General features: G+C 62.8%; 8 protein-coding genes. 4 read left to right on the top strand and 4 right to left on the bottom strand.

Annotated elements, in window-relative coordinates:
* Nucleotides 1-31 precede the first annotated feature (31 nt).
* The 4 genes from C8D99_RS09555 to C8D99_RS09540 all read left to right on the top strand — a co-directional run bounded on the left by C8D99_RS09555 (nucleotide 32) and on the right by C8D99_RS09540 (nucleotide 6,586).
* Nucleotides 32-1,249: a M20 metallopeptidase family protein gene (locus tag C8D99_RS09555; RefSeq protein WP_133957916.1), complete on the top strand. Its 1,218-nt coding sequence runs from the start codon at nucleotides 32-34 to the stop codon at nucleotides 1,247-1,249.
* A 13-nt stretch (nucleotides 1,250-1,262) separates the two neighbouring features.
* Nucleotides 1,263-2,654 (top strand): YfcC family protein, encoded by a 1,392-nt coding sequence (locus C8D99_RS09550; protein WP_133957915.1) that lies wholly within the window; start codon nucleotides 1,263-1,265, stop codon nucleotides 2,652-2,654.
* Between the two features lie 136 nt (nucleotides 2,655-2,790).
* On the top strand, nucleotides 2,791-3,810 hold the full coding sequence (gene namA, locus C8D99_RS09545; RefSeq protein WP_133957914.1) for an NADPH dehydrogenase NamA: 1,020 nt from the start codon (nucleotides 2,791-2,793) through the stop codon (nucleotides 3,808-3,810).
* A 19-nt stretch (nucleotides 3,811-3,829) separates the two neighbouring features.
* Nucleotides 3,830-6,586 (top strand): S8 family peptidase, encoded by a 2,757-nt coding sequence (locus C8D99_RS09540; protein ID WP_133957913.1) that lies wholly within the window; start codon nucleotides 3,830-3,832, stop codon nucleotides 6,584-6,586.
* Nucleotides 6,587-6,639: 53 nt separating this feature from the next.
* On the opposite strand, the gene C8D99_RS09535 is transcribed toward C8D99_RS09540, so the two are convergent.
* The 4 genes from C8D99_RS09535 to carA form a co-directional block, all read right to left on the bottom strand.
* The gene (locus C8D99_RS09535; RefSeq protein WP_133957912.1) at nucleotides 6,640-7,239 is read right to left on the bottom strand and encodes a YeeE/YedE thiosulfate transporter family protein; all 600 of its coding nucleotides are present in this window, start codon (nucleotides 7,237-7,239) and stop codon (nucleotides 6,640-6,642) included.
* The gene (locus C8D99_RS09530) at nucleotides 7,229-7,756 is read right to left on the bottom strand and encodes a YeeE/YedE thiosulfate transporter family protein (RefSeq protein ID WP_243833888.1); all 528 of its coding nucleotides are present in this window, start codon (nucleotides 7,754-7,756) and stop codon (nucleotides 7,229-7,231) included. Before C8D99_RS09530 ends, C8D99_RS09535 begins: the two co-directional genes overlap by 11 nt.
* Before the next feature lie 105 nt (nucleotides 7,757-7,861).
* Complete coding sequence (carB, locus tag C8D99_RS09525; RefSeq protein WP_133957910.1) at nucleotides 7,862-11,068, bottom strand: carbamoyl-phosphate synthase large subunit; 3,207 nt, start codon at nucleotides 11,066-11,068, stop codon at nucleotides 7,862-7,864.
* Nucleotides 11,047-12,237, bottom strand: coding sequence for a glutamine-hydrolyzing carbamoyl-phosphate synthase small subunit (carA, locus tag C8D99_RS09520; protein ID WP_133957909.1), 1,191 nt, complete (start codon nucleotides 12,235-12,237; stop codon nucleotides 11,047-11,049). The genes carB and carA overlap by 22 nt, the downstream gene beginning before the upstream one ends.
* Between the last annotated feature and the right edge of the window lie 195 nt (nucleotides 12,238-12,432).

The raw sequence follows: 12,432 nt of genomic DNA, 5'->3' as shown, positions 1-12,432 counted from the left end.
GCACGGTTTTTTTCAAAAGGGAGGTCGGGAGATGAAGGAACAGGTCTGGAAGCTCGTGGACGAAGTGAAGAAGTTTGTGGTCGAGGCGCGGCACCGCATTCATGAGAACCCGGAGCTCGGATTCAAAGAATTCGAGACCACGGCGTTCGTCACAAAGGAACTTGAAGCCGCGGGGATCGAAGTGGTTCCTCTGGATCTTGAAACCGGCGTGCTCGGCATCATCAGGGGCACGGCGGAATGGAAGGGACAGGGGGAACCCCCCGTGGCGGGGCTTCGGGCCGACATGGACGCCCTTCCCATCGAAGAAGCCACCGGCGTGCCCTATTCCTCGAAAAACAGCGGCGTCATGCACGCCTGCGGCCACGACGGCCACACGGCCATCCTGCTGGGGACGGCAAAGGCACTCCAGAAAGCCCGTTCCTCCTTCGCCGGAACGGTGAAGCTCTTCTTCCAGCCCGCCGAAGAAACCCTCTATGGCGCAGACAAAATGATCGCCTGCGGCATCCTGGACAACCCGAAGGTAGACTTCGTGGCCGCCCTTCACGGCGGCGTGGAGGTTCCCGTCGGCTCCGTGGGCGTCTACGCAGGCCCCTTCATGGCATCGGGCGACATCTTCAAGGTGAAGTTCGTCGGCAAGGGAACCCACGGCGCCTATCCCCACAGGGGAAGCGACGCCCTGGCGGCGGCGGCCCAGGCGGTCATCAGCCTCCAGATGATCCTCGCCCGGGAGATCGAGGCAAACGACCGGGCCGTCCTGTCCGTCTGCCAGATCCACGGCGGCAGCGCCTTCAACATCGTGCCCCAGGAAGTGGAAATCGGCGGCACTGTCCGCTGCTTCTCCCCCGATGTCCGGCAGAAGATCCGGGACCGGCTCGTCTCCATCTGCACCCACGTGGCGGCGTCCTACCGGTGCGAGGCCCTCTGCGACTACCAGTTCGGCATCCCGCCCGTGGTCAACGACGCCGGAGAGACGGAGCGCATCGCCCGGGCAGCGGCGGACGTCCTCGGCGAGGACAGGGTCATCCGTCTCGCCGCCCCCATGATGGGCTCGGAGGACTTCGCCTATTTCATCCAGGGCGTGCCCGCAGGGGTCATCTTCCGCCTCGGCGTGGGCGGAGAGATCCCGGTGTCCCTCCACAACCCGGGGTTCAACTTCCCCGACGAGGCCCTGCCCCTCGGGGTGGCGGTCTTCATCCGGTATATTTTCGACCTTCTCGCCCCCGAAGGGGCGAAATCCCAAACAGCGTAAAGGAGAGAGAGCAATGGCGGAAGCAGTACAGAAAAAGAGCAGGGTACCCCACGTATTCGCGCTGATGTTCATCATCACCGTCCTCATGGCGGTGCTGACGTGGCTCATTCCCGCCGGGCAGTACGAGCGGGTGAAGGAAGGGACGGTCACCAAGGTGGTGGCGGATTCCTTCAAGGTGGTGGACGCGAACCCCCAGGGCTTCTGGGAAATTTTCAACTCGGTGGTGAAAGGCTGGGTCCAGTCCGCCTCCATGATCTTCATGGTCTTCTTCGTCGGGGGAGCCATCAGGATCCTTGAGGAAACGGGCACCATCCGGGTGGGTATGAACCGCATCGTCCACAAGCTGAAGGGCAAGGAGCTCTGGGCCGTGGCCATCATCATGCTCCTCATGTCCATCGGCGGCGCCACCGGCGTCTTCGCCAACCCCGTGGTGGCCCTCATCCCGCTGGGCATCCTCCTGGCGAAGGGCCTGGGCTACGACAGCGTGGTGGGCTTCGCCATGATCTATCTCGGCTCCTACGCCGGCTTCAACGTGGGCTGGGGCAACGTCTTCACCGTGGGCATCGCCCACACCGTGGCGGAGCTGCCCATGTTCTCCGGCTTCGGTGTCAGGGTGTTCTTCCACATCGTAAACCTGCTGCTTACCTTCGGCTTCGTATATCTCTACATCCGGAAGGTCAAGGCCGACCCCACCAGGAGCCTGGTCTACTCCGCCGAGGAGGCGGCCCAGCAGGCCAACCACTTTGAAGAGCACGAATCCATGGACCTCCGGCACATGATCTGCACGGCCATAGTGGTCATCTCTTTCGGCGCCATCATCTACGGCTCCCTGCAGCTCAAGTGGGGAATTGACCACTACTCCGTGGTCTTCTTCATGATGGCCGTCTCCTGCGGTCTCATCGGCGGCCTCGGCATGAACGGCACCGCCGTGGCCTTCGTCAAGGGATGCGGCTCCATGGCCTATGCCGCCCTCGTCATCGGCATGGCCCGGGCCATCTCCGTGGTCATGACCGACGGCAAGATCATCGACACGGTGGTCTACTACCTCTCCCTGCCCATCTCCAAGTACGGCCCGGTCATCGGCGCGAACCTCATGTTCTTCGCCAACATCGTCATCAACTTCTTCATTCCCTCCGGCTCCGGACAGGCTGTCACCGTCATGCCCATCATGGTGCCCCTGGCGGACCTCACGGGAATCACCCGGCAGGTGGCCGTCCAGGCCTTCCAGTTCGGCGACGGCTTCACCAACTGCTTCATCCCCACGGCGAGCGTGGTTATGGGCTGCCTTGGCATTGCGGGCATCGCCTACGAGAAGTACGTGAAGTGGATCTTCCCCCTCATCGCCCTCCAGATCGTCCTTGCCATGGTGGCCCTCACGGTGCTCCAGACCATCGGCTGGTCCTAGACGAAACAGCGAGTACACGACGACTGCCGCGCCGCCTCCCTTCCGGAGGCGGCGTTTTTTCTACGGTGCAAAAACGTACCTTTCGTGATACCCTACTCTCACCATACCATACTGTCATAAAGGAGGCCTGTTCTTCGTGAAGACCTACGAACCCTTCAGAATCAAGGATCTCGAGCTGAAAAACCGGATCGTCATGCCCCCCATGTGCATGTACAGCGCCCCGGATTCCGCTCCTGCCGATTTTCACTTCCTCCACTACGGCGCCCGCGCCCTCGGAGGCGCAGGACTCATCATCGTGGAAGCCACGGGAGTCGTCCCGGAGGGCCGCATCTCGGACAACTGCCTCGGCCTCTGGAGCGACGACCAGATCGCCCCTCTCGCCCGGCTGGCGGATCATGTTCACAGTCTCGGGGCAAAAATCGGCATCCAGCTCAACCACGCGGGCAGGAAGTGCGGCGCCGCGGTCGGGAAAATATACGGCCCCAGCGCCCTGAACTACAGCGACGACGGGAAATACCCCGATCCCGTCGAAATGTCCCGGGAGGACATCGACTTCGTCGCCGGGGCCTTCGCCTCGGCCGCCGGCCGGGCCCTGAAGGCCGGGTTCGACGTGGTGGAGATCCACGGCGCCCACGGCTACCTGGTGAACCAGTTTCTTTCTCCCCTGAGCAACAAGCGGCACGACGGCTACGGCGTGAACTTCGAGGGCCGTTCCCGGTTCCTCCAGGACGTCGTCCAGGCTGTCCGGACCGAATGGCCCGAGGAAAAGCCACTGTTCCTCCGGGTCTCCGCGGAGGATTACGCCGAAGGCGGCATGACCCCCACTGAGATGGCCCGCATCATCGACCGGGTGACCCGGGAGGTGGATGTTGTCCATGTAAGCTCCGGAGGGGTGACGCCCGTTCCTCCCCCCGTCTATCCCGGCTACCAGATCTCCTTCGCCGAGATGATCAAGGTTGCCTGCGGGGTGCCCACCATCGCCGTAGGGATGATCACCACCCTGGAGATGATTGAGGAAGCCCTCTGCAACAACCGGGCCGACCTGGTGGCCCTCGGCAGGGAACTCCTCAGGAACCCATTCTTCCCCCTTCTTGAAGCCCGGAAGCGGGGAATCGAGCTGCCCTGGCCGGAACAGTACAAACGGGCCTTCAGCTGAGGTACGCCGCCGGGCACCCATGAAAAAAAGCATTGCCGCTGCGCTGCTTTTCGCGGTTTTCTTCCTGCTTCCTTCCGCCTCCCGTGCCGGGGAGGGGCGTTCCGCCCCCTCCGGCACGGTGGTGTTCGCCCTGCGGGAACAGCCCCCCGGCGAAAAGGGAACGCTTTCCGCCCGCTCACTTCTCGCGGGAGCAGGCATTTCTGCCTCCGACCTACAGAGGCTCGAACGGACCGGGGTGTACCTCGCCGACGGAGGGGGCGACCCTGAAGCCGCCGCCAGGAAGCTCGCTGAACTCGAGGGTGTGGCCTGGGCGGAGCCCTCCCTTCCCCTCACCTGGTTCGACGCCCCGGAGGACGAACACTACTGGGTCCAGTGGAGCCTCTCCAACACGGCCTCCCCCTACGCCGTCGAAGAACTTTCCTGGCTCAACGGCTTCGCCCCGGTGCATCTCACCGCCGGGGCGGACGTGGATGCCCCGCGGGCCTGGACCGTCACCAGGGGAGACCCGTCGGTGGTGGTGGCCGTCATGGACACGGGGATAGGGCCTTATATCCACGATCTCGCGGACAACCTCTGGGTGAACGGGGGCGAAATCCCCGGAAACAACATCGACGACGACGGCAACGGCTACATCGACGACGTGAACGGCTGGAACGCCCTGGAGGGCACGGGAGACATCAGCGACGGGAACGAGCACGGCAGCCACTGCGCCGGCATCATCGCCGCCCGGCAGGACGACTACGGCATCACCGGCATCGCCCCCAACGTGCGGGTCATGGCGCTGGTGGGCTTCGAAACCGCCCACGTGCTGGCCAACACAGAGTATCTCCTCGCACAGAAGGCCCGGGGCGTGAACGTGAGGGCGGTGAACATGTCCTTCGGCACGGGGATCCCCTACAGCCGGGCCATCGAGGAAGCCCTGGCGAAACTCGAGGAAGGGGGCGTCCTGGTCTTCGCCGCGGCGGGCAACTTCGCCACGGACAACGACTTCGCCTCCTTCAGCTACCCGTCCTCCCTCCCTTTCGGGAACATCGTCTCCGTGGGATCCACCGGCGGGACCGACGAGCCCTCCAATTTCTCCCAGTGGGGGCGGAGGTCGGTGGACATCCACGCCCCCGGGGAGACCATCCTCTCCACCATTCCGAGCAAGTACGTAACCAACGGCTACTCCTCCAGGATCGGGGGGACATGGAACACCTGGGTGCTGAAATCCGGAACCTCCATGGCAACGCCGCTGACCCTGGGGGCCGCCGCCCTGCTCTTCTCCGCTTATCCGGAGGCGGACTGGAGGACCGTGAAGGCCCAGCTTCTCTCCACCGCCGACAGGCTGCCCTCCCTCGAAGGCCTCAGCCGGACGGAAGGGCGGCTCAGCGCGGGACGGGCCCTCACGGAACCCCTGCGCACCCGGCCGGCCCTCTTCCGGCTCTCGAGCCAGTTCCCCATGCCGGGGGGGCAGGTCAGGCTCTCAGGCTACAATCTCACCGAGGGGGGAGTTCTTTCCCTCGTCCTCAGTGACGGCCGGAGGGTCATCCTCCCGGAAGACGGACGGACCTCCGGCGAAACGGTCATCACCCTGCCCCCGGGGGAGCTTCCCGACGGCAGGGTGACCCTGGAAATCGTGGCGGACGGACAGGACAGGCTGACGTCCCTCCCCTTCCTGCTCACCCGTCCCGGGGAAGCTGCCCCGGCGGACATCGTGTACTTTTCCGAAGGCGGCAGGGATTTCCATGCCGTTCCCGTGTCCGGACAGGCCGCCGTGGCGGATGAATTCGTCTACGGCACCGCCGGATTCGAAGAGCTGAACGAATACGGCAACCTGGTCCGCCGCTACCTTCCCGCCGTTTTTTCGCTCCGGGACCGGACCCTGCGGAAAGCTCCCCTGGGCGGGGAAGGGGAAGAATGGGCCCGGACCGACCTCGACTTCCGCTACACGAGCTACTGCGCACTGGGAACGACGGTGTTCCTGACGGGACAGTCGTCGGAAGGCTGGGTCTACGCCTACGACACGGAACGGGGAGAGCTCCGCCGGCTCACCCGCCTGCCCGAAGAACTCCGGGAAAGCCGTCTCGGCTCCCCGGCAACGGCGGCGGAAGAGAAATACTTCTATATGGCCGGAGGATTTGTGGTGGGCTCTTTCCTGGACCTTCATGACAAGACCGTCGATTCCGTCTACCGGCTCGACCTCGAGACCCTCGAATGGCAGCGATGGGGAACCCTGTCGGAGAAGCGCTTCGCCGCGGCAGCCGCCATAGAGGACGGGAAGCTCTTCGTCGCCGGCGGGAAACACTACGAACTGTTCACCGTGGGATCCACCTCTTCGACGGTGGAAATCCCCACGTCATCGGTGAACGTCTTTTCCCTGGAGGACGGTTCACGGCAGGACACCTCCCTTCCCTTCAGCACGTGGAAGGGGTCGCTGGCCTTCGACGGGGAAAGGGAGGCCGTCCTCCTCTTCGGCGGTCTCGTGTATTTCGGCGACCTCAGCATGGCCTCTCCCCTGGCCGCCTGGACACGCCCCGACGGAAGCGGCGGTGAATGGGGGCTGGCCTCTCCCCGCTTTCCCTTTATCTCCGGAGACGGAGGATGGGCCTTTACTTCGGGAGGAACCCACCATCTTCTCGCGAGAGGGTGGGGCGACCAGTACGACAGGGGATACCAGCTCTTCTCCCTGCCCGCCCCGCCGGAGAATCCGTCCGCTCCGGGGTGCTCCGGAGGAGTGTCTCCCTGGGGAATTCTCCTTCTCCTTCCCCTTGCCGCCCTGCTGAAAAAACGATAGAAAAACGGCCCCCGGAAAAATCCGGGGGCCGTTGCTGCAGCAAACGGGATAAATTACAGTCCCTTTTTCTCCATCAGCACGAAGGACAGGAGGAAGACCACCGAGACTCCCGCAATGACGATCCAGTGGTTGACGCCGAGAAGCTGGGGAAGGGTGATCTTTCCGTAGTCGTGCATCTTCAGCAGGGTATCCTGCAGGTAGGGGAACATCTCGGCATAGAGGGCCGCGCCGACGATGGCGCCGAGGATGCCCCAGAGGGCATCGGTCCGCCCTTCGCCCAGGGCGCCCATGGACGTGCCGGGGCAGTAGCCCAGAAGGGCCCAGCCGACTCCGAAGAGGACGCCTCCGGTGATGGTCCCGCCCAGGATGGTGGGTTTTATGGAAAGCTTCACCAGTCCCTGGTCGTAGAGGAAATACGTCCCGATCATGCCGACGATGATTGCCGACATCATGAACTTCAGGATGGTGAAATCCTTGAAACGGAGGGCTGCGAGCTGCTTGTCGTAGCGAAGCACCCTGGCCCTCTGGAGAAGGACGCCGAATACCATTCCGGTGACCAGGCCGAAACGGAGCTCGAGGTCGACGGCGTTGGCTATGCCCTTGAGGGAGACGAGAATTTCATTCAGATGGACTACGATCTGGTCAAGATCCATTCTGCCCACCTCCTCCGTATATCATTCTGGCCACTATGGCACCTGCGATGAAAAAGCAGATGAGAGCCAAAAAACCGCTGGCAGCAAGCTGCATGGTCCCGCTCAGCCCGTGTCCGCTGGGGCATCCGTCGGCCAGGCGGGCGCCGAACATGGCCACCGCACCGCCGAGAAAGGCCACCACACCCCTGGACACGGCGCTTTCACCGAAGTGTTTCTTCCACATGTCCGGCACGGCCTGGAACTTGAAATCGCCGAACAATGTAGCCGAAAGCAGGGCACCGATAAAAATGCCGATAAGCAACATCATCTGCCAGTCCATCTTTGCGGCGTTCTTCACCAGATATTCAAGTGTCGCCGCCCGTTCCGGAATGACCTTATCCTCCACGAAGGCCGCAGCCCTCACGAAGGATGTGGACGCGCCGAAAAACTTTCCGGTATAGTAGGTCGACCATACGGAAAGCAGTCCGGCCAGTCCGCCGAGAAGATAAGGATTCCATCCTTCCCGCGTTTTGCTCACACCCATCCCTCCTTTGCTGATAAAAAATCCGGTATCGCTTCGTTATGGTATTACTAAAGCGAAGCGCAGTCAATAACGGACAAAGCAACTTCTTTTCTGCCGGACTTACTTCATTTCCGGCAGGGGACGGACGAAAACGCATCCCTTCTGCAGTTCGGCGATGGCTTCCACGGCCGCTTCGGCCGCGGAAGTCGTCGTCGTATACGGAATTTTCCTGCGGACCGCCTCGATGCGCATCTCCCGCCCGCCCGACAGGCTGCGGGATCCGAAGGGCGTATTGATGAGAAGCTGGATCTTTCCCCCCCTCATGTGGTCCACCACGTTCGGCCGCCCTTCGTGGACCTTGAGGACCACTTCGGGAAAGAGTCCCCTGTCGAAGAGATACCGGGCGGTCCCTCTTGTGGCCGCGAGGGAAAAACCGAGATCCGCCAGCTTTTTCGCCGCCGGAAAAATTGTGGATTTGTCGAAATCGTTCACCGAAATAAAAACCGTCCCCCGCACGGGGAGCATGGTCCCCCCCGCAGCCTGGCTTTTGGCGAAGGCCTCCCCCACCGTGGAACCCATTCCCATGACTTCGCCGGTGGAGCGCATTTCGGGTCCGAGGACCGGGTCCACGGAGGCGAAACGGTCAAAGGAGAACACCGCCTCCTTCACCGCCCATTCCGTGAGGCACCGTCCTTCTCCGTACCCGTCCTTCGTGAGCCCCAGGGCCTCCAGGTCTTCCCCCTGCCAGATCCGGACGGCGGCTTTCACCAGGTTGACGCCGCCGGCCTTGGAAAGAAAGGGGACTGTCCGGGATGCCCTGGGGTTGACCTCGAGAATGTACAGTTCCCCGCCTTTCGCCGCGAACTGGATATTGAGAAACCCCTTCACGCCGGTCTCCCTCGCGATTCGTACCGCCGCCTCCGTCATCTCCCGGTGCAGCGCCGGAGTGCATTTATAGGCCGGAAAGACGCAGGCGCTGTCCCCGGAATGGATCCCCGCCGCCTCGATATGTTCCGGCACGCCTGCCACGTAGACATTCCGCCCGTCGCTGAGGGCGTCCAGGTCATATTCAAAGGCATCCTCGAGAAAGCGGTCCACCAGAAGCCGGTGTTCCCTGTCCAGGGGCAGCCCCCTGGATAGGTAGCGTTCCAGTTCCTCTTCCGTATGGGCAATGAACATGTTCTTTCCCCCCAGGACATAGGAGGGGCGGAGAAGGACGGGGAAGCCGATTTCAGCCGCAGCCTCCGCCACTTCTCCGGGAGATGCCGCCATCCTGCTCTCGGGCTGGCGGAGGCCGAGACGCTTCAGCAGGGCGGAAAACCTGCCTCTGTCCTCCGCCTCATCTATGCCCGCCAGGGAGGTTCCCACGATACGGGCGCCCCATTTCTCAAGCTCTTCCGCCAGGTTGAGGGGCGTCTGGCCTCCGAGCTGCACCATAACATCGCGAAGGCCCTCTTTCGCCAGGACGGCTTTCACGTGCTCCGCCGCGAGAGGCTCCAGGTACAGCCTGTCGGAAACGTTGTAGTCGGTGGAGACGGTCTCGGGGTTGGAATTGATGATCACCGTCCGCCGCCCCAGCTCCTTCCATGCGAGGGACGCCAGGGTGCAGCAGGTATCGAACTCCAGCCCCTGGCCGATCCGGTTGGGCCCTGAAGCCAGAATGGCGACGCCCGTTTCTCCCGCAGGCTCCCCTTCGTCGATTTCACCCCAGGTGGAGTAGAAATAGGGGGTGGCCGCCGCAAACTCCCCCGCGCACGTATCCACGAAATGGAAGCAGGGTTCGATGCCCAGGTCCTTCCGGAGGGCCTCGACTGCCCCTTCCTTTATGGAGGAAAGAGCGGCGATCCGCTTGTCGGAAAGGCCGGACCGCTTCGCCTCCAGGAGAAGATCTTCCGTCAGCGGCCCGTCGGCTATTTTCTCTTCCAGCTCCGCCTGGTCTGCCATCTGGGAGAGGAACCAGGGATCGTAGGCCGTTTTTTCCGCCAGCGCCTTCAGGGACCGCCGCCCTTCCCGCTTCAGCACCGTGTAGGCGGCGAAAAGTTTTTTCGGGTGGGACGTCGTCAGCATCGTATCGAGGCCGTCGTACCCCATGGAGAGCTCGTGAATGCCGTCGAAGCCCTGTTCCAAAGCCCTGGCGGCCTTGTTCGCGGCCTCCATGAAGGTGCGCCCGAGGGCGAGGGATTCCCCGACGGACTTCATCTGGGTCCCGAGCAGGTCGTATTCCGCCGGGAACTTGTCCGTCTCGAACCTGGGAAACTTCACGGCCACATAATCCAGCGCCGGCTCGAAACAGGCGGTAGTTTCTCCGGTAATCTCGTTGGGAATCTCGTCGAGGGTGTACCCCACGGCCAGCCTGGCGGCAGCCCGGGCGATGGGAAACCCCGTCGCCTTGGACGCAAGGGCCGACGACCGGCTCACCCGGGGGTTCATCTCGATCACCGTCATCCTTCCCGAGGACGGATGCACGGCGAACTGCACGTTGGACCCTCCGCAGTCCACCCCTACGGCCCGGAGGACGTCGATGGCGGCGGTCCGCATTGTCTGGTATTCCCTGTCGCTCAGGGTCTGTATGGGGGCCACGGTGATGCTGTCGCCGGTATGGACTCCCATGGGGTCGATATTCTCTATGGAGCAGATCACCACGGCATTGTCCTTTCTGTCCCGCATGACCTCCATCTCGAACTCTTTCCATCCCAGGAGGGATTCTTCCACGAGGGCCGATTTCACGGGGCTCTCCAGAAGCGCCCGCTCCACCTGCGCCCTGAGCTGCCCCCATGTGGAAGCGATGGCACCCCCCACGCCCCCGAGGGTGAAGGAGGGACGTATGACCACCGGCAGGCCGGTCCGGACGGCAAACTCTTCGGCCTCCTGCACCGAACGGACGAGGACAGATTTCGGGACGTCAAGGCCGATATCCTCCATGGCTTTCTTGAACCGTCCCCGGTCCTCGGCAAGCCGGATGGATTCCGCGGAGGCGCCGATGACCTCCACTCCCCACTTTTCCAGGATGCCCCCATCGTCCAGCTCCAGGAGGAGATTCAGGGCCGTCTGCCCTCCCATGGTGGGCAGTACGGCATCGGGCCGCTCCTTCCGTATGATCTCCTCCACGTAGGGAATCTTGAGGGGCTCGAGGTAAATCGTGTCGGCGATTCCCGGCGTGGTCATCACCGTTGCCGGGTTGGGGTTCACCACCACCACATCGTACCCTTCCTCCTTGAGAACCTTTGCCGCCTGGACACCTGAATAGTCGAACTCGCAGGCCTGCCCGATGACGATGGCCCCCGACCCCAGAAGGAGGATTTTTTTCAGATCTTTGCGGGCGGGCATGAGTGTGCCTCCTTATGGGCGGCATAAACAGCCGCCATGTGTACGAACTCGTCGAAAATCCACAGGGAGTCCCTGGGGCCGGGCGCGGCCTCCGGATGGAACTGGCAGGAGAGAAGGGGCAGGGAGTCATGGGAGAGCCCCTCCACCGTGCCGTCATTGGCGTTGCGGAACCGGATTATCACCCCGGGGGGAAGGGAGGAACCGTCAACTTCGAAACCGTGGTTCTGGCTGGTCACCTGGACCTGTCCCGTCCGCTCGTCCCGGACCGGGTGATTGCACCCGTGGTGGCCGAATTTCATCTTTTTCGTGGTTCCGCCCAGGGCATGGGCGATTACCTGGTGCCCCAGGCAGATGCCGAAGACCGGAAGGCGGCCCAGAAGGGTCCGGATGACATCCGCAAGGGGCGTCAGGACAGCCGGATCTCCCGGCCCGTTGGAAAAGAGAACGCCGTCGGGGGAGGACCGGAGAATGTCCTCCGGCGCGGCCGTCCATGGATACACTGTGGAAGAGACTCCCCTGAGGGAGAGTTCCCTGAGGATGTTCCCCTTCACACCGCAGTCCACCACCGCGAAATGGAGAGTTCCCCGGCCCCCGGGATGTTTCTCCGTCCTGGTTCCCACCGACGGGAGAAGGTTCCGCCCCGCCATGGACGGCACACTTCCAAGGTAGGCGAGAACACGGCTCATTTCCTCTCCGGACAGGGCGCCTTCCGGGGAACTCACTATGACGCCGGCGCAGCTTCCCCCGGTCCGGAGCCGAAGGGTCAGGGCACGAGTGTCCACCCCCTGTATCCCCGGTATGCCGTGTTTTTTCAGGAATTCGTGGAGGGTCGTCCTTCCCCCGGGCACGGGACCGGAGTGCAGGGACCGCACCACCAGACCCGACAGCTTGATTTCCGGCATGGAGGGCTCGTCGGGACCGCGTTCCGACCATTCGTCCAGGCATCCGTAATTGCCTGCGTGAGGGCAGGTGAGCGCCACGATCTGGCCGGTGTAGGACGGATCGGTCAGCATCTCGTGATATCCGCCCATGGCCGTGTTGAAAACCACTTCACCCGCTGCCGCGCCTTCCGTCCCGGAAACAAGGCCGGAAACCCCGGGAGCCCTGCTCCCGAAGGATATGCCGCCGAAACATTCCCCGCTGCCAAGTACAAGAAAACAGTTCCTCATTTCAGATCGATCGTCCTTCCCGCTGACATAAATAAATTTATTTACATAAATATCAACCAAATAAACTTTAGTTGCGCATACGGTACAGGAGGAAACGAAATTTGTCAATCTGAAAAGAAGCCCGAAAAGAAGCCTCTGCATCCGCTGGCAGCGGCCCAAATCCGCAGCTTTTCCTGGCAGCGGGGAACCTCACCG

The sequence above is a fragment of the Aminivibrio pyruvatiphilus genome, from assembly GCF_004366815.1.
GTDB lineage: Bacteria > Synergistota > Synergistia > Synergistales > Aminobacteriaceae > Aminivibrio > Aminivibrio pyruvatiphilus.
The sequence above is the reverse complement of the archived record's forward strand: the minus strand, read 5'-3'. Positions and strand labels throughout refer to the sequence as shown.

Bases quoted from the DNA above. Each gene is read 5' to 3' on its own strand.
- C8D99_RS09555 (WP_133957916.1), top strand. From the start codon at position 32: ATGAAGGAACAGGTCTGGAAGCTCGTGGACGAAGTGAAGAAGTTTGTG.
- C8D99_RS09550 (WP_133957915.1), top strand. From the start codon at position 1,263: ATGGCGGAAGCAGTACAGAAAAAGAGCAGGGTACCCCACGTATTCGCG.
- C8D99_RS09540 (WP_133957913.1), top strand. From the start codon at position 3,830: ATGAAAAAAAGCATTGCCGCTGCGCTGCTTTTCGCGGTTTTCTTCCTG.
- C8D99_RS09535 (WP_133957912.1), bottom strand. From the start codon at position 7,239: ATGGATCTTGACCAGATCGTAGTCCATCTGAATGAAATTCTCGTCTCC.
- carB (WP_133957910.1), bottom strand. From the start codon at position 11,068: ATGCCCGCCCGCAAAGATCTGAAAAAAATCCTCCTTCTGGGGTCGGGG.
- carA (WP_133957909.1), bottom strand. From the start codon at position 12,237: ATGAGGAACTGTTTTCTTGTACTTGGCAGCGGGGAATGTTTCGGCGGC.